Consider the following 17,309-nt stretch of genomic DNA (forward strand, 5'->3'; position numbering starts at 1 on the left):
CTAACATTCTGTGTCAGCAAAAATCCACACAAGTTGTTCTTTAGTATGCTTTTAAAAAGTAATATCACTGTCGTCCAGTAAATATTTATTACCCATTATAACTAAGCTAATACGCTTCGCCGTATGGGTGAGCCGACTAGTCTATCATAAAATCACAAACTGTCAAACTCTTTTTTTACTAACTTCGCAAACCAGCTCTTTAACAGCCGCTTTGCCTCGTCAGTGGGGCGTATTATAGAGAGTTTTGACTGAGTGTCAACTCTTTGTTGAAATTATTTTATCTTTTTTTTGATGCGCACATCGTAATGGTAAGTAAGGCGTTGATTTTGTAGCGCTTATATTTATTATTATATGCTTTGCCTCTAACGCTCTCTACTCTATGGTGAGTCATAAATAAAAGTAGCACAACATGATGATGTACTACTGACATAAATTTTACTCGCTTGCTGTGCGCTATGCGTTCCACAGGCTTCGCAAAATTTACGCCTATCACTACATTCATTCTATATTTGATTGACTATACTTATTAAAGCTTGCCCATCTTTTCAAAGAACGCTCGGTAAGCCGCGACTTTTTTATCGAGTGCCAGCGGGTATGCACGCGAGGTGGATGGCAGACGGTACAGCTCAAGCTCATATCCTTGTGGGTGCGGGTACGGATAGCTGACCGATTGATTGGTCTTGGGCTGCTTTGACTTTGGGGGCACAGGGTCGAGTAAGGAGCACAAGACTTCGGTCGCTTTGCCGCCTGTGGTAAAGAGCGTTTTGACTTGCGGTACTTGCTGGAGCACTTCGGTTAGGTTGACAGAGGTGACGACGGTGAGGTTTTTATCAGAAGCATTGCCTGTCTCACGAATGGCTTGTTTGACCGTGGGGCAAGAAGCGATGCGGCGCTCAAAGAAAAAGTCACGTATTTGCTGATGGTCAAAGCGCTTTTCTTTACCAATACGAAAGTGGTCGGGGTCATCAAAGAACACCGCGCCGTAGATGCGCCACATGTCATTATAGAAGTTAGGATAATGAAACGGCATTGCCCATTTGTCTTCGGTGGGCGGAAATGTGCCCATCATCATGATGTCGGCATCAGGCGGCAAGACGGGCGCAAATGGGTGGTCTTCAATCGAGCGCGTGTCTGATTCAGTGGCGGTGTGCGTATCAAATGGCGAGTCAGTCATGATTAATCCATCAGAAAGTTGGTTTTTTGTTATAATAGCACACGCAAATTATCCAGCTATTTGAAAGAGACCCGCTTATGACGGATTTGAACATCACGGTTATCGACCATCCTTTGGTGCGCCACAAGCTAAGCTTAATGCGTGAAAAAGACACCAGTACGTATAAATTTCGTACGCTCACCAAAGAACTTGCGCGCTTAATGGCGTACGAGGCGAGCCGTGATTTTGGTATTGAGACTTTCCCGATGCAGGGTTGGTGCGGCGAGATTGAAGGCGAGCAAATCATGGGCAAAACAGTGACAGTCGTGCCGATTTTGCGTGCAGGTTTGGGTATGCTTGATGGTGTGCTCGATTTGATACCGACCGCGAAGATTTCAGTCGTTGGCTTGCAGCGTGATGAAGAGACCTTGCAGCCTGTACCGTTTTTTGAAAAGTTCGTGAACCACATGGACAAGCGCCCTGCCCTTATCGTTGACCCAATGCTGGCCACGGGCGGTTCGATGGTGGCGACCATTGATATGCTTAAAAAGCACGGCTGTAAAAACATTAAGGCTTTGGTTTTGGTCGCCGCGCCTGAAGGTGTGCGCTTGGTCAATGACGCGCATCCTGATGTGCAGATTTTCACCGCAGCGCTTGATAGTCATTTGGATGAGCAAGGCTATATTATCCCTGGTCTTGGCGATGCGGGCGATAAAATCTTTGGTAGCTACGCGTCACGCTAAAGACGTTCGCTTTACCAATATTTAAGCCGTTAATATTGAAAAATACCCAGTGCCGAATGTGCTGGGTATTTTTTTGTCTTTAACTTTCCCAAACTGCTATTTTTAATGATGCACTTATAAGCGTCTTCATTTAACGCAATTCGTAATGGCGGATGCAGTAGTTTAATGGCGGCGCGCTACTGCTTGTTTTTGGCTCATCGAATTTTGATTTTGGCGTTAGCCAGCGTTGCCAAAAACCTGCGCTTGCTGGCTTATTGCCAACAGTCACTGGCGCTTGGGTCATCATGTCCTCACTGACCAAACGCAGACTGTGAAAGTCCAAAATCAGCACTTCGTTACGGATGCGCTCAGAGGTGCGCCGATTGTGTCGAATCGGAAACGCCGCCACATTTTTGCCCGTAATGGTGATATGGTTAATCACAGGCTGGACACTCATTTGTGCGCGGCGGATGGCGGTCGCAGGATTGACGGTGACGGTCAGTAGTTTTTCGCTGCGTGTCTGCTCGGGCAACGCGCCTGCCATAAAAAGCTGCTGCTGCATCGCTAACGGACGCGCGTGACGCATCAGCTCGGCGCGGAATAAATCGGGCATCTCGCTATTAAAGCTGTCTTCACTTTGCCGATAAAATGCGTCAAAGCTGCGCTGCAAGTAGCGTCCAAACACGCTAAAGTAAATCCACTCACGGTAGGCGCTGTCTTCTAATAATCTTGTGGCAATATCTTCGGCGCTGGCACTGACGTCCCCTTGCAGCAAGGCATGCAACAATGCCAAAGCATCGGTCGCGCAGTCCTCACCCCAACACTGCGGGTAAAAGCTGGCGTCTAATAATGCAAGCGGCTCTTGACTCATCGTCACCTCGGTGGCTGGTAGCTGTCGCAAAAGACAGGCGCAAAAAATAGGTCATAAAAAAGAATGTGCCCTCACTATAGCAGGTGTGGTTTTTGGATATAAGGAGCGTTTATGTATAAGGATATCAAGGCACGCTATCGGCTGACGTGTGACTATATACACGCTGATGATGGTACGCGCCTGCCTATGTCGGTCATCGGCACGGGCAAGCCTGTGTTGTTGCTACATGCCTTTGGAATGGATGCGCGGCAGTTCATCCCGTTTACTGTGCCCTTACTGTCGCGCTATCGCTTTTATTTACCGCATTATCGCGGGTTTGGTATGGCAGCCGATGTCAGCTTACCGCAATTTGATTTTATTGAGCAATATGCCACCGATACCCACGCTGTTCTAAATTATATCACCGCGACGACGCAAACCGAGCGCGTGCCTGTGGCGGGGATTTCTATGGGGGCGCTGGTAATGTGGGCGTATTTTGGGCGCTTTGGCACCGATAAGATCAGTCGGTTTTTAAACATTGACCAAGCGCCGATGATTCATCATCAGCCTGATGCTAAAGGCGGGGTGTTTGGCGATGCACAAGCACAGATGTTTGACCGCTTTCGGAAACTGATTGCCGCAAGCCAACCGTATATGGCGTTATCTGACTTTCGCCATGTGCCTGATGGCGTTAAAAAAGCACTTTTGGATACTGAGCGCGACTTTTCGTTATTGTCGGTGGGCAGCCGTGCCGCTTTTGGGGTGACGCAGTTATCTAGTATGCGCCCCAGCTATCGACGGGCGTTTTATAAACATCCGACATGGCAACACAAAATCCGCGCCTTGCACGCTTATACCACCCTGCCCTACGACTATCGCACAGTGCTACCGACAGTTGATATTCCTGTGACATGGCTGATTGGCGCGCGCTCAAAGCTCTACCCTGCCAATGAACAACGTAACCTTGCTGCGCTACTACCACAGGTAGACATTAAAACCTTATCAAACGCAGGGCACGCCATTCCGATGGATGCGCCGATTGCCTTTTATCAAAGTCTCAAAGCGTTTCTGGCCCAAAACTAAGCCAAAAGCTCTATTAACCTAATGATTTTTCAATAAAAACTTACAAAGGGCGTATAAAAAGTCACGCTGGATACGTGGGCTGTACAACCTTGTACCACAAGCAGATGCGCCGTTTTTTATACTGATACAGATTTACGATTTAATAGTATCTCCAAACCAATAAAACTTTAAAAAACATTTATTTAAAACAATACAAGGATAATAACAATGCCTTACGTGACCGTGGGACAAGAAAATAACAATGACATCGATATTTATTACGAAATCCAAGGTACAGGTAAGCCTGTCATCTTGATTCATGGCTGGCCGCTCAGCGGGCGAGCGTGGGAAGCGCAAGTGCCTGCCCTCGTCGATGCAGGCTATCAAGTAATTACCTATGACCGCCGCGGCTTTGGTCAATCGTCAAAACCGTGGGAAGGCTACGACTACGACACACTGGCTGATGACTTAAAAGCATTGATGGAAGCCTTGGATGTGCAAGATGCGACCATCGTGGGCTTTTCGATGGGTGGCGGCGAAGTGGCACGCTATATTGGCAACTATGGCTCGGAGCGCGTAAGCAAAGCAGTGCTTGCCTCTGCCGTACCGCCGTATCTGTTTAAAGCGGATGACAACCCAGATGGTGGTCTGGAAGAAGCGGATATTCAAGAGTTTTTGAATGGCGTGCGTGATGACCGTATTGCCTTTTTAAATGATTTTACTAAGAATTTCTTTACCCCAGCAGGCGGCAAGCTGCTCGTGAGCAAGCCTATGCGTCTGTACCATCGCGATATCGCGGCACTTGCCTCACCAAAAGCGACCTACGATTGCGTCAAGTCATTCAGTTACGATGATTTCCGTGAAGATTTAAAAGCCTTTGATATACCGACCTTAGTGATTCATGGTGATTCGGATCAAGTTGTGCCCTTTGAAGCCAGCGGTCAGCGCTCGCACGAGATGATTGCGGACAGCACGTTGCATGTGGTTGCAGGCGGTCCGCACGGTATCAATGGCACGCATGCTGATGAGTTTAACCGCGCGTTGATTGCCTTTTTAAACGGGCAATAAAAGGATAAACTTGAAGTGAAGTATAAAAAAAGCGACCGTGGTGGTCGCTTTTTTTGTACGGTGTTTTTGACTATCAATTATTTTGAATTGAGATTTTAGTCAGATAGCGCTTGCACCAAAGCAAAGCGCGGCTGGGTCTCACCATCAACGGTCACCGATTCGGTAAACATGGTGAGCGGACGCGCCCACACGCTGTAGTCACCGTACAGACAACGATAGATGACCAGCGCCTCTGCGGTTTCTGAATGCTGCGCGGTATGCAGTACTTGGTACAGACTGCCTTTGTAATGGCGGTAGATGCCTTGAGGGACGTTGGTCATGATTGTCTTCTTTTTTGTTAATGAAAAGGATTATGCAACCGTCACTCTTGCATACGCTTTTTTGCCCGCTTGAATGACGACGGTCTGACCTGAAGTCAGGCTAAAGCCTGCATTGACCACTTCGCCATCAACCTTGACCGCGCCGCGCTTGACCATGTCTTTTGCTGCCGCGCCATTTTTGGCAAGCTCGGCTTGGTTCAAGATTTGCGCGATAAACAAGGCGTCTTGGCCGTCAAGCTCAAGCGTGACTTCTGGCAAATCCACAGGCAGCTCACCATCAGCTAAGACATTGCCCGCTGATTTGTGCGCGTTCGCCGCCGCGTCTGCGTCATGGAAACGCTCAATCAACTCTTCTGCCAAGATGCGTTTAATTTCTTGTGGGTTGCGCCCTGCTTCCATCTCTGCCATAAGCGCTTCGACATCATCCATCGGCTTAAAGCTTAAGAACTCAAAGTAACGGCGAATCAGGGTGTCAGGCATCGATAGGATTTTTTGGTACATGGTGCCTGGCGCATCATAAATGGCGACATAGTTGCCAAGCGACTTAGACATTTTATTAACGCCGTCCAACCCTTCCAAAATCGGCACGGTGATACAGACTTGCGCTTCTTGACCGTAGCGCCCTTGCAATGTGCGTCCCATCAATAAGTTAAAAGTTTGATCGGTACCACCAAGCTCCACGTCCGCTTCTAACGCGACCGAGTCATAGCCCTGCACCAGTGGGTACAAAAACTCGTGGATAGAGATTGGCGTTTGCGACGCGTAGCGCTTAGAGAAGTCATCGCGCTCAAGCATACGCGAGACGGTCTGTTGACTGGCAAGGGCAATCATGTCGCCTGCGGACATGTCATTAAACCACGCGGAGTTAAACACCACTTTGGTCTTTTCTTTGTCCAAGATTTTAAAGACCTGCTCGGCGTAGGTGCGCGCGTTTTCGCGGATTTGCTCATCATTAAGTGGCGGGCGGGTGGTGTTCTTTCCAGAAGGGTCACCGATTTTTGCAGTGTAATCACCAATCAAGAAATAAATCTCGTGCCCCAAATCTTGAAAATGCTTGAGCTTGTTAATAAGCACCGTGTGACCCAAATGCAAATCTGGGGCGGTGGGGTCAAAGCCTGCTTTGATGCGTAGCGGGCGGTTTTGCTTGAGTTTAGCAATCAAGTCTTCTCGTGACAAAATCTCTTGCGTACCACGCTCAATCAGCGCCAGTTGTTCATCTAAAGTCAGTGCGTGCTCAGTCATAGGGATCTCAACTTATGATTATTGCTTAATGATAAGGGCCTGATGGCGGGATAGACCATCGAAGGCGGGCAAAAAAGTGTTAGAATTTGCCAGATATACTAGCGTTTTTTAAGGTAAATTGCCATGAGTAAGCCCGCCTTCGACCTCAATCACAATACTCACGCTGACTTAAATAGTGAGCTTGAAACGTCGCAACTGACTGACCACGACGCCGAGATGTTCTTTGAGCATTTTGACGACGGTTTGTATATCGGCATGATGTCGGGCACAAGTTTGGATGGGCTGGATGCGGTATTGTGCCGATTTACCGATGATATTCGTGCGCCATTACACATTGTCGCCACCTACAGCCAAGCATTTCCGCCGCGTCTGCGCGAGGTGCTACTTGCCTTGTGTCAGCCCAATGGCGTACAGACGCTCAATCCTACCGCCGATGAGCCCAATAACGAAATCGACTGGTTCGGCTGGGCAAGTCGCGCTTATGGCGAGTTTGCCAGTAGCGTGGTCAATAGTCTGTTGCAGCAGGCGGATACGTCAGCTGATGACGTGCTTGCGATTGGCTGTCATGGACAGACGATACGCCATCGCCCTGAGTGGGGTTTTAGCTTACAACTTGTGGATGCCAATATCATCGCCGAGCGTACAGGCATCAGCGTGGTGCATGATTTTCGTCGTCGGGATATGGCAGTCGGTGGTCAAGGTGCGCCCCTTGTGCCTGCCTTTCATGCGGCGTTGTTTTCGCACGCAACCGAGGCGCGGGTGCTGCTGAACTTGGGCGGCATTGCCAATATTACCGTATTGCCTGCGCTAAATAATGCGCAAACGGTGGTCGGTTACGATACAGGGCCTGCTAATTTGTTGCTGGATGCATGGACGATGCGCCATCTGCAGCAAAGCTTCGATGCCGATGGGCAATGGGCAGCTTCAGGGCAAGTGATTGCCCCATTATTAAAGCAGCTACTAACGCACCCATTTTTTGCCAAAGACTACCCAAAGAGTACGGGGCGCGAGGATTTTCATTTGGCTTGGCTGAATGAATCCTTAGAACAGTTTGCTGATAGCACCGATGCCTCGGACTATACGCCTGCTGATGTGCAAGCGACCTTGGCGGAACTGAGCGCCATCGCTGCGGCTGACCAGATTGCGCGCTTTAATAATGCGCACGCGGCACAGGTGTACGTTTGTGGGGGCGGCGCGTTAAATACCCATTTATTAGGCCGTTTGCGCGCGCATCTGCCCGAATGGACGATCAGCACGACTCAAGATTTGGGGCTTGACCCTTTGTGGGTCGAGGCCGCTGCCTTTGCGTGGCTGGCACGACAAACATTAATGAGCGAGACGGGCAACCTGCCAGCGGTCACAGGCGCGGATAAAAAAGTGGTGCTTGGGCAAGTGTGTTTTTGATGACTGGTTGTGATAAGCATTTAAGTTTACAGACGTGCACTTATGTGTTTTATAATGTGGTTGCTATAATGATGAGATAACGCTATAAATAACCTAGCAATCGTTCACCATTCGTCCATACACCTTTACGACGTTAATAAAGGACCTATCCAATGAGCCAGCAAAGCAGTCCCTCTACGCCTCAAGCCAGCACGAGCAGTGCGCCGCGTGCTAAGACACCGCACCATCAGCGTCCCGACGAGATGCGCGTGGTGGTCACAGGCATGGGCGCCATTACGCCACTTGGCTTGGATGTTGAGAGTACATGGACACGCTTGTTAAACGGTGAAAGTGGCATTTCAGAGATTAGCCACTTTGATACTGAAGATTTTCGTGCGCGTATTGCTGGTACGGTCAAAGGCTTTGACGCCAAGCTATATATGAATGCCAAAGACACCCGCCGCTATGATGAATTTATGCATTATGGTATGGCTGCGACTGGTATGGCGCTGGAGCAAGCAGGCTTTATTGATGCTGTTACCGCCGACAGCACACCCATTCAAAACGCGGATCCTGAACGCTTTGGGGTGATTTTGGGTTCGGGTATTGGCGGCATTCAGACCATCGAAGACAGCTGCGCGACATTGACTGATAAAGGCGCTAAAAGAGTCTCGCCATTTATCATCCCAGGCTCTATCGTCAATATGGCAGCAGGTCTGGTTGCGATTAAGCACAATCTAAAAGGCCCTAACCTTGCTACCGCCACCGCCTGTACTACCGCAACACACGCCATCGGTTTGGCAGCGCGTCTGATTGCGTACGGCGATGCCGATGTGATGGTCGCAGGCGGTAGCGAAAAAGGCTCAAGCCCGCTTGGTATGGCAGGCTTTGCCGCGATGCACGCGCTATCAACACGTAATGATGAGCCGACCAAAGCATCACGCCCATTTGATAAAGACCGTGATGGTTTTGTATTGGGTGATGGTGCAGGTGTGGTGGTGCTTGAAAGCCTTGCCCATGCAAAAGCACGCGGCGCCACCATTTTGGCAGAGGTTGCAGGTTTTGGTATGAGTGATGATGCCAGCCACATTACCGCGCCACCAGAAGACGGACGCGGCGCAGCACGAGCTATGAAAAATGCGCTACATGACGCAGGTATCAGTCCTGAACAAGTCGGCTATGTCAATGCGCACGGTACCAGCACGCCTGCGGGTGATGTTGCCGAGTCGCTAGCGATTGAAAGTGTTTTTGCGCCAGTAAAAGACAGTATTTTGGTCAGCTCGACCAAATCTATGACGGGTCACTTGCTGGGCGCAGCGGGCGGTATCGAAGCCATCTTTACCGTTATGGCGCTACAGAATCAGCACGTACCTCCAACCATTAACCTCGACAATATCGAAGACAACTGCAATCTAGACTATGTGGCGCATCAGTCGCGTCAGGTCAACAATTTGAATTATGCGGTGTCAAACAGCTTTGGTTTTGGTGGTACCAATGGTACGCTAATCTTTTCACGTTGGACGTAAGCCTTAACGACCATTAAGCGCGCATTGCTATTCATCACGCTGCGCTCTTTGGTCTCACATTCGCTACGTTTGTCCCCTTGCAGCCCCTTATCGTACTTCGTATGATAAGGGGTACTTTTATGGATAAAATAATGGATAACATCATGCCAGGCTATTCTTTTTCGCATCAGTTTTATCGGCACTGGACGCATACCCCAACCAGTGTGCGCGAGGCCATCGTTGACGAGCTGTCCGACATTATCGACCTGCTGCATCCCAATACTGCTTTAGCGGAGTTTCGTTTTACTCAGCCTGATTTAGATGCTCATATTGACAGTCTATATGCCGAGCATTACGCCGAGTTGGCAAAAGCACAGCAAACACAAATCAATCCAGCAAAACAAGCGGCACAAACCACACCGCCAGCGCAAACCGTAAGCGCACCTGTTTCGCCTGAAGCTACCGAGCCGACTGAGGGTCTCCCAACCGAAACGCGCACTGATGCGGCAACCACTGAGCGCACAGATACGGCGTCTACAGTTGATAATAGCGCACCCATCAATACCGCCTTTGCCGATGCGTTGGTACAAGAGCTGGGCACGCATATTGATGATTATTTAAGCGATCAAATGGCGCAAATCTCTGAGGATTTAAAATCATGGCTGCGCGATGAGATTGGGCGTCAGTTAAGTAACCTCTCGCCCAAAAACTCATAACGGTCTATCTTAAAAACCTCTTATATTAAAAAGTATCAGCGAGCGTATTAGATAGGCTGGGTGCGCTCGCGTAACCAAGTTAGGGCATCGCCTGAAACACGAGTGTGCAGCGCATCATAGACCATACGGTGATAGCTATTTACCCAGTCAAGTTCTTGCGTGGTCAATAGCGACTTATCCATGAGACGTGTATCAATCGGGCAATACGTCACGGTCTCAAAATGCAAGAATTGACCAAATTCCGTCTCATTTGGTGTCTCAACAGCATGACAGATGACCAAGTTTTCGATACGGATGCCCCACTTGCCTTCACGATACAGTCCAGGCTCGTTGCTAGTAAACATCCCTGCACGCATCGCACGCGCTTTGGTCGGCTGTCCACTGTATGAGATGACTTGCGGCCCTTCGTGCACGTTTAAGAAATAGCCCACACCATGCCCTGTACCATGACCGTAGTCCATTTGCGCTTGCCACAAGGGCGCACGGCATATGGCGTCAATCAATGGCGAAGAGATGCCCTCAGGAAAATGAGCAACTGCCAAAGCAATATGCGCCTTTAATACATACGTAAAGTCGCGGCGCTGCTCGGCACTGACGTTGCCAATACCCACCACGCGCGTGATATCGGTCGTACCGTTTTGATACTGTGCGCCTGAATCAATCAGCAATAAATTGCCTTTCTCTTCTGTCGCAGAAAACGTGCTAAAGGCCGCCTCAGTCGCACGGTAATGCGGCAATGCACCATTAGCAGCAAAGCCTGCAATGGTCGGAAAACTGGGTGATACATAATGCGGCTGCTGGCTACGTACCTCAATCAGCATGGCATCCACGTCCAGCTCGGTTACTTGCTCGCCAGCATCCAGCTTAGCTTCTAGCTCAGCGAAAAACGCACACAATGCCGCGCCATCTTGGCGCATCGCCTCACGAATATGCGCAATCTCGCTGGGCGATTTAATCGATTTTAAATACGTGCTGGGCGCGATTTGTTCAATAAAGCCCAAATCATCAACCACGTGCGCCAGTGTTCCGACAGCGACTTTGTTGGGGTCTAACAATAAAATGTCATCAGCGCTTAACTGACCAAGTGCTGCTTGCACCTCTGCATAGTCTGCCAGCGTGATACCACTTTCTGCCAACGTGGTCGCAATCTCGTCACTGACCTTGTTTTGATCAACAAACAGTACCGCGCTATCACTACTGATGAGCACATGCGCTAAGAAAACAGGGTTGTAATCCACATCGGCACCGCGTAGGTTGGTGAGCCATGCAATATCATCAAGGCTAGACAACAGATGATGCGTTGCACCCGCCTCTATCATTTGTGCCCGTACCGCAGTGAGCTTGTCTGCTGAGGACTGGGCCACAAACTGACCGTCATGTGGATACAGCGCCGCCGTTGGCAACGACGGACGCTCCAGCCACACGCTGCTAAGCAAATCGCGCTCTGTGATAAGCGTAATGTCTTTGGCATCAAGCGCTTCTAACAAGCGGTCTTGCTCAGTAATCGACAATACCTGCCCATCTACCGCCACATTATCGCCCGCAGACAAATGTGTCACCAACCAATCGACATGCGTAGGCTCGGATGGTGCAAGCTTTTGTAAATGAATGCCTGTTTCAGCCAGCTCATCGGCGGCCTGCACCCAATAGCGACTGTCTGTCCACAGTCCCGCAAAGTCAGCGGTCACGACCAAAGTTCCGACCGAGCCTGTAAAGCCTGTGAGCCATTCACGCGCTTGCCAATATTCTGGTAGATATTCAGATAAATGTGGGTCAGCAGTAGGCACAATAAGTGCGGTCACATCCTGCGCGGCCATTTCAGCGCGTACGGTTTTTAGGCGCTGCTGTATTGTTGTTTTTGATATTGTCATAAGACCTCTTTTTTAGGGTATGTCCCTATTTTAAAATAACAGTAAATAACCGTCTGTGAGCCACTAAGCTCAGCAGACGGCTTAGCACAGTCGCTTAATACATCCTATAGTAACATGCTGCCAAAAATGACAACCAGTGTCCTTGTAGCTGTGACTTTATAGCAATAATGCGTTTGGCTAGAGTGCGGTATCTGTGTTCTTGTTCAGCATATTATTAATCGGTTTTGACAGTAACAATAAAATCACCGCAGTCACAATCAAAAAGATCATCATGGTGGTAAACAGACTGGGCAGCCCTTCAATCTTGTCTGCGGACACATGACCGCCAAAGAACGCTGCGACTAAGTTACCAAGCGCGATGGAGGCAAAAAACAGCCCCATCATCTGACCTTGCATACCTGTTGGTGCAAGTTTGGTCATCGCAGACAGACCGACTGGACTGAGTGAAAGCTCACCGAGTGTCAATAAAAATAAGCTACCTACCAGCCATAATGGGGAAGCCAGCGCGCCTGGGGTGACCAAAATACTTTTTGACGCCATAATCATCAAGCCAAAGCCTGCGGCTGCGAGCAACATCCCGATAGCAAATTTGACCATACTGTTTGGCTCAAGGTTTCGGTCTGCCAATTTAACCCAAATAATACTGACTATCGGCGCGAGCAATAAAATAAAAAGCGGGTTTAATGACTGAAACCAAATGCTTGGAATACTAAAACCCATCACATCAAGGTCGGTATAATTATCAGCAAATAAGTTAAACGAGGTGGGCTGCTGCTCAAAGCTTGACCAAAACAGTACTGAGCCAATGATTAATAAAAAGCAAACGAGCAAGCGTTTTTTGTCCGCGGCATCCAAGCGCGGTGAGACAAACATGACCAAGAAATACAGTATCACGACCGCAGCAATCGTATACGTCATATACTCAGCGACCAAGACTGCATTGAACGGCAATATCTCAAAACCAATAGCAAGCGCCATCAGTGCAACCGCAATCACAATGCCTGTAACCCAGCGTCCAACATGACGGTAGCCCTCATTAGAGCGCTCCCATTCTGCGCCAATATTTTTGGCACGTGCGTAACGTTGTAAGTTTTTTCGTGCGGCAAATCGATACACCAGCAGCGAAATCAGCATGCCTATACCGCCGACACCAAAACCAACATGCCACATGGCTTTTTCTTTAAACACGCCAACAATAAGCGCAGCGAGTAGCGCCCCAATGTTAATACCCATATAAAACAAGGTAAAACCAGCGTCACGGCGGCTGTCACCTTTAGTATAAAGCGCACCGACCATCACTGAAATACAGGTTTTAAACAGTCCTGAACCTACAACAATAAACATCAAACCGACAAAAAACAGGCTCATGCCAAACACGGCTGATAGCGCAATGCTTAAATGACCGAGCGCAATGACGATACTGCCCCACCACAGCGCGCGTTCTTGTCCCAACCAGTTGTCTGCCAGCCACCCCCCAGGTACCGCTGCTAAATAGAGCGACCCTGCAAAAATACCATATATGGCAGACGCCGTGGTTTCATCAAAGCCAAAGCCACCGCTACCCACCGCAGCTACCATAAACAAGACCAATAGCGGTCGAATGCTATAGTAAGAAAACCGTTCCCACATCTCTGTAAAAAATAACGAACGCAGTGGTTTTGGATGACCCATAAAATTATTATCAAGCGCCGCCACTTCAGCGGTACTCAAAGGTGTTTGAGCGTCCTTGTTCATCGTACTCTTCCTTCATATTGCAAAAAAATAATGACTAAAGGCGCTTCATTGCGACCAATAGTCATCTATGCTCAACATTGTTTCATTGCTAAAACAGGAAGTAAAGGCATAGAGAATGACTATTAAGGGCAAACCTTTGTAACAAAAAAACCCCACATGCCAATATAGCAGTGGGGTTTATAGCGTATACGCTCAGTCAATAAATAATAACGCGCTTACTGTGCCGCTGGGGTTTGACCGTCAGTATCCGCGTCCGCTTGCTCCGCGGTGAGATCAGCGTCGGCCGTCGCTGCTTGACGTACGGTACCTTCTGCCGTTGCCGTACCTGCCGTTGCGCTCACAACTGCATCGCCCGAATCAGAAGGCGGTGTGGCGGTCGCATCAGCAGCAACCGTACCATCCGCAGCGGGCGTTTCACCTGCGCCAACAGTTGCTTCGGCGTCTGCTTCGCTCGCCTCAGTAGTGGTGTCAGCGTCAGATGCCGCTTCGGTACTTGCAGTCGCGGTATCAGCTGTGGCTTCTGCATTTTCAGCAGCAGCGGGTGCTGGCTCAATGCGCTCGCCCGCTGGACGCAGATATCCTGACACGCCAATAAGCAATACTATCGCCAAAAATAGAACAATGCCGCCCAATGTAAAAACCAACTCTTTCATAGGCTTGTTGTTGCTGATATCCTCTGACATATCCAATTCACCTTGCACAAAAAATATTTAAAATATTTGCCCATTATATCGCAATTTATACCAATATGTTAAAACCCTTAACCATTTAAAGGAATTATTCTGCTAAAAAGTGATATGTCTGAGCGATCCGTTTTGATATTATCTGCCGACACTTGCCCGCATACGTGCACGGCGACCCAAATAGCTAAGCAATAATAGCACTAAGATAAGCGCCAAAATAGGGTAATTGCCCATCTTCATAAAGGGTGTGCTGCCTGTGCGCGCCTGTACCTCACCGCGTAATACCGTACGCTCAAACTGCGGCGCACGCTTCACGATATTGCCTTCGTGGTCGATAATCGCGGTCACGCCTGTGTTGGTAGCGCGTATAAACCAGCGACCATTTTCTAGCGCGCGCATCTGCACCATCTGTAAATGCTGTAGCGGCCCTGCTGAAGTGCCGAACCACGCATCGTTAGAAATGGTCAATAAAAAGTCCGTGCCAATCGCGTTTTTGCGCGTGGTGTCAGGATAGGCCACCTCGTAGCAAATCGCCGCGCCCAGTTTGTGCCCGCGCACTTCGAGCGGCGCTTGATGATCGCTGCCACGACTGTAGCTCATGATGTCCTTGCTGCCCGCCAAATCAGGCAAAATATCGAGCATCCCTTGAAACGGAATATACTCGCCAAAAGGCACAAGGCGCTGTTTCTTATACAAGCCTTTAGCATCGGTACCGAGCGCAATCACACTGTTATAAAAAGGTGGATACGGCTGCGTCTCTGGGTCAAAGGCTGCTTCGTCTTTATAAGGAATACCTGTAATCCACGTACTGCCCGTGGCCTTAGACTCTTTGACCATTTCAGTAATAAACGGCATGGCTTCGGTCTGAAACATCGGAATCGACGACTCAGGCCAAACGATGAGCTCTTGTCCCCATTCCGTGCGCGTCAGATTGGCATAAATCTTTAGCGTCTCGACTTGGTATTCAGTTAGCCACTTTAAGTCTTGTGGGATGTTGCCCTGAATTAAGGATACTGACACATCAGGCGTGCCTTTGGGCTTGGTCCATTGCGGCTGCATCAGCCACAGCGCGCTGCTCGCCAGTACAGCAATAATTGACGCCAGCATATACCCTGCACGACGGCGCAATATCTCAACCACCGCCCCTGCAAACAACACCGCCACAAAGGAGATAGCAAACACCCCAAACACAGGCGCAAGCGAGGACAGCCAGTGCTGCTCAGTAAAGGCATAGCCAACGAACAACCACGGAAAGCCTGTCAACAACCACGTTTTTAGCCACTCTTGGAGCACCCAAAGGGCAGCGAACGACAACGGCTGTTTGCCTACCACGCGCTGAAAAATAAGCGCCATAAAGCCATGAAACAGCCCCATGCCCAAACCCATAAGCGCAATCAAAATCAGCGCGAGCCACATCGGGGTGTTGCCATAGGTATGAATCGAGGTATACAACCAAAAAGCACCCACGCACCACAGCCCCATACCGTATGCTTCACCGATAACAAAAGCGCGCTTGCCACTCATCTCTGGTAATAACAAGGCATACAAAATCGCAGGTGACACCACCGCGAGCGCCCAGATTTTATACGGCGCGAGCGCCAAAACAAACATCGCGCCTGCCAGCCACGCGATAAGCACACTGACCCCAAGGGGTATGCTTTTGGACTTTTTGGCGTTTAAACGCCGAGAAACATCAACCGTGGACATGCGCATATCATACGACCCGAAATAACTAAAAATGGGGAACTAAAAACTGGTCAGCAAAAACCAAAACCTGCAATTTTGAGCGCTAGCAAAGACAATAAGCCAATAAACCGTTATGAAACAACAGACCAGCATGGGTTTATAAACGGCAAAATGACCTGTCGCGAGCGCTCTTTTTTCTGCGTCACATGATACCAGTCTGTATCAACAAAAGGGGAGAAAATGGGCAAATTGACGCGCACAAAAAAACACGATGGCGTATCGTGTTTTTTATTACTTATTAAAGACGGGAGATGTTATTAAGAAAAGCAAAAACCAAGATTAAGCATAAGTGCTGGTCTCAACGGGCACTTCAGGCGAGGTTTTGGTCAGCTCAAGGGTATGAATAAAGCGCCCTTCGACATCGGTCACCGTAATTTGCCAATCATCAATCTGTACGCTCTCACCTTCTAAATCACTGACGTAGCCCAGCGCTTGCATGACCAGACCGCCCATCGTATCGACTTCGGTATCATCAAAATGACTGCCCAGCTCATCGTTACAGTCTTCAATCACCGTAGAGGCTTGGACTTGCCACGTGTCAGGCTTGGTCGGGTGCACCACGATATTGTTCATATCGCTGTCTTCTTCAAAGTCGTCATGCTCATCAACGATGTCGCCGACAATCTCCTCTAACAAGTCTTCCATCGTGACCACGCCTGCAAAGTTGCCAAACTCATCGACCACAATCGCCATGTGTACTTGGGTGCTTTGTAGCGAGCGCAGCAAGGTGTCCGAGCGCGCGGTCTCGCTGATATATAAGGGCTGACGCACCAAATCACGCAAGCGCTTGCTGTCGATTTTGTCTTCTTCTTCGCGCACCATGTGCACCAAAATGGGGATTAAATCTTTTGCCAGCAAAATCCCAATGACCGCATCGTCATCTTCGCTGTCAAACACAGGATAGCGCGAATGGGTCGCCTCCAAAATGATGTCCATGACATCGTCCACACTGGTGCTCTCGTGCAGACCAATGACCTGCGGGCGCGGGGTCATGATTTCGCGCACTTGGGTGGCGGGCAAATCCAGCACACCTTCGAGCATATCGACGGTGTCGGGCTCTAAAAATTGGCGCGAATCGTGTACCAGACGTACCAATTCATCTCGGGTTTCAGGGGCGGTCGATAGCCAGCGTTTTAAGCCGCGCATCGACCAACTACTCGGGCTTGGCGTGTCATCAGACATGGTGATGTGCATTAACCTCGTTGGTTGGTAAAAAAAAGTATCGCTTACTACTGCAAGGAGCAGCTTAGATGG

Annotated in this window: 15 protein-coding genes; 6 read left to right on the forward strand and 9 right to left on the reverse strand. The window is 49.3% G+C overall.

Annotation, left to right across the window (positions count from 1 at the left end; translation table 11 throughout):
• Positions 1-526: 526 nt before the first annotated feature.
• Positions 527-1,174, reverse strand: a complete 648-nt coding sequence (locus tag JIE71_RS04170; protein WP_199507475.1) for a DNA glycosylase — start codon at positions 1,172-1,174, stop codon at positions 527-529.
• An 86-nt stretch (positions 1,175-1,260) separates the two neighbouring features.
• On the opposite strand from JIE71_RS04170, the gene upp reads away from it, so the two are divergent.
• A complete protein-coding gene (upp, locus tag JIE71_RS04175) occupies positions 1,261-1,896 on the forward strand; it encodes a uracil phosphoribosyltransferase (protein ID WP_199507530.1) in 636 nt (211 codons plus the stop codon).
• A 130-nt stretch (positions 1,897-2,026) separates the two neighbouring features.
• Here the strand turns inward: upp and JIE71_RS04180 are convergent, their stop codons facing one another.
• The gene (locus tag JIE71_RS04180; RefSeq protein WP_199507476.1) at positions 2,027-2,746 is read right to left on the reverse strand and encodes a hypothetical protein; all 720 of its coding nucleotides are present in this window, start codon (positions 2,744-2,746) and stop codon (positions 2,027-2,029) included.
• 111 nt (positions 2,747-2,857) lie between these two features.
• Here JIE71_RS04180 and JIE71_RS04185 point away from each other — a divergent pair, with 111 nt between their 5' ends.
• Positions 2,858-3,808, forward strand: coding sequence for an alpha/beta fold hydrolase (locus JIE71_RS04185; RefSeq protein ID WP_199507477.1), 951 nt, complete (start codon positions 2,858-2,860; stop codon positions 3,806-3,808).
• 207 nt (positions 3,809-4,015) lie between these two features.
• A complete protein-coding gene (locus JIE71_RS04190) occupies positions 4,016-4,855 on the forward strand; it encodes an alpha/beta fold hydrolase (protein ID WP_199507478.1) in 840 nt (279 codons plus the stop codon).
• Between the two features lie 95 nt (positions 4,856-4,950).
• Here JIE71_RS04190 and JIE71_RS04195 read toward each other — a convergent pair whose 3' ends face one another.
• Positions 4,951-5,175, reverse strand: a complete 225-nt coding sequence (locus tag JIE71_RS04195) for a DUF1653 domain-containing protein (protein ID WP_199507479.1) — start codon at positions 5,173-5,175, stop codon at positions 4,951-4,953.
• Positions 5,176-5,205: 30 nt separating this feature from the next.
• Complete coding sequence (gene tyrS, locus JIE71_RS04200) at positions 5,206-6,417, reverse strand: tyrosine--tRNA ligase (protein WP_199507480.1); 1,212 nt, start codon at positions 6,415-6,417, stop codon at positions 5,206-5,208.
• A gap of 123 nt (positions 6,418-6,540) precedes the next feature.
• Here tyrS and JIE71_RS04205 point away from each other — a divergent pair, with 123 nt between their 5' ends.
• The 3 genes from JIE71_RS04205 (at position 6,541) to JIE71_RS04215 (ending at position 10,021) form a co-directional block, all read left to right on the forward strand.
• A complete protein-coding gene (locus tag JIE71_RS04205) occupies positions 6,541-7,821 on the forward strand; it encodes an anhydro-N-acetylmuramic acid kinase (RefSeq protein WP_199507481.1) in 1,281 nt (426 codons plus the stop codon).
• Positions 7,822-8,063: 242 nt separating this feature from the next.
• Positions 8,064-9,326, forward strand: a complete 1,263-nt coding sequence (gene fabF, locus JIE71_RS04210) for a beta-ketoacyl-ACP synthase II (protein WP_416232006.1) — start codon at positions 8,064-8,066, stop codon at positions 9,324-9,326.
• A gap of 119 nt (positions 9,327-9,445) precedes the next feature.
• Positions 9,446-10,021: a hypothetical protein gene (locus JIE71_RS04215; RefSeq protein WP_199507483.1), complete on the forward strand. Its 576-nt coding sequence runs from the start codon at positions 9,446-9,448 to the stop codon at positions 10,019-10,021.
• Positions 10,022-10,068: 47 nt separating this feature from the next.
• On the opposite strand, the gene JIE71_RS04220 is transcribed toward JIE71_RS04215, so the two are convergent.
• From JIE71_RS04220 to JIE71_RS04240, 5 genes are all read right to left on the reverse strand, one after another.
• A complete protein-coding gene (locus JIE71_RS04220) occupies positions 10,069-11,892 on the reverse strand; it encodes an aminopeptidase P family protein (protein ID WP_199507484.1) in 1,824 nt (607 codons plus the stop codon).
• Positions 11,893-12,069: 177 nt separating this feature from the next.
• Positions 12,070-13,626, reverse strand: a complete 1,557-nt coding sequence (locus JIE71_RS04225) for a peptide MFS transporter (RefSeq protein WP_199507485.1) — start codon at positions 13,624-13,626, stop codon at positions 12,070-12,072.
• A 215-nt stretch (positions 13,627-13,841) separates the two neighbouring features.
• Entirely contained in the window at positions 13,842-14,309 is a 468-nt protein-coding gene (locus JIE71_RS04230; protein WP_199507486.1) for a hypothetical protein, read from the reverse strand.
• A gap of 138 nt (positions 14,310-14,447) precedes the next feature.
• On the reverse strand, positions 14,448-16,022 hold the full coding sequence (gene lnt, locus JIE71_RS04235) for an apolipoprotein N-acyltransferase (RefSeq protein ID WP_199507487.1): 1,575 nt from the start codon (positions 16,020-16,022) through the stop codon (positions 14,448-14,450).
• Between the two features lie 312 nt (positions 16,023-16,334).
• Positions 16,335-17,237, reverse strand: coding sequence for an HlyC/CorC family transporter (locus JIE71_RS04240; RefSeq protein ID WP_199507488.1), 903 nt, complete (start codon positions 17,235-17,237; stop codon positions 16,335-16,337).
• Positions 17,238-17,309 lie beyond the last annotated feature (72 nt).

The sequence above is a fragment of the Psychrobacter sp. bablab_jr014 genome (assembly GCF_016464015.1).
Lineage (GTDB): Bacteria > Pseudomonadota > Gammaproteobacteria > Pseudomonadales > Moraxellaceae > Psychrobacter.

Coding starts and splice junctions, on each gene's coding strand:
- JIE71_RS04170 (WP_199507475.1), bottom strand. CDS start 1,174: ATGACTGACTCGCCATTTGATACGCACACCGCCACTGAATCAGACACG.
- JIE71_RS04180 (WP_199507476.1), bottom strand. CDS start 2,746: ATGAGTCAAGAGCCGCTTGCATTATTAGACGCCAGCTTTTACCCGCAG.
- JIE71_RS04185 (WP_199507477.1), top strand. CDS start 2,858: ATGTATAAGGATATCAAGGCACGCTATCGGCTGACGTGTGACTATATA.
- JIE71_RS04190 (WP_199507478.1), top strand. CDS start 4,016: ATGCCTTACGTGACCGTGGGACAAGAAAATAACAATGACATCGATATT.
- JIE71_RS04195 (WP_199507479.1), bottom strand. CDS start 5,175: ATGACCAACGTCCCTCAAGGCATCTACCGCCATTACAAAGGCAGTCTG.
- tyrS (WP_199507480.1), bottom strand. CDS start 6,417: ATGACTGAGCACGCACTGACTTTAGATGAACAACTGGCGCTGATTGAG.
- JIE71_RS04205 (WP_199507481.1), top strand. CDS start 6,541: ATGAGTAAGCCCGCCTTCGACCTCAATCACAATACTCACGCTGACTTA.
- fabF (WP_416232006.1), top strand. CDS start 8,064: ATGCGCGTGGTGGTCACAGGCATGGGCGCCATTACGCCACTTGGCTTG.
- JIE71_RS04215 (WP_199507483.1), top strand. CDS start 9,446: ATGGATAAAATAATGGATAACATCATGCCAGGCTATTCTTTTTCGCAT.
- JIE71_RS04220 (WP_199507484.1), bottom strand. CDS start 11,892: ATGACAATATCAAAAACAACAATACAGCAGCGCCTAAAAACCGTACGC.
- JIE71_RS04225 (WP_199507485.1), bottom strand. CDS start 13,626: ATGAACAAGGACGCTCAAACACCTTTGAGTACCGCTGAAGTGGCGGCG.
- JIE71_RS04230 (WP_199507486.1), bottom strand. CDS start 14,309: ATGTCAGAGGATATCAGCAACAACAAGCCTATGAAAGAGTTGGTTTTT.
- lnt (WP_199507487.1), bottom strand. CDS start 16,022: ATGCGCATGTCCACGGTTGATGTTTCTCGGCGTTTAAACGCCAAAAAG.
- JIE71_RS04240 (WP_199507488.1), bottom strand. CDS start 17,237: ATGTCTGATGACACGCCAAGCCCGAGTAGTTGGTCGATGCGCGGCTTA.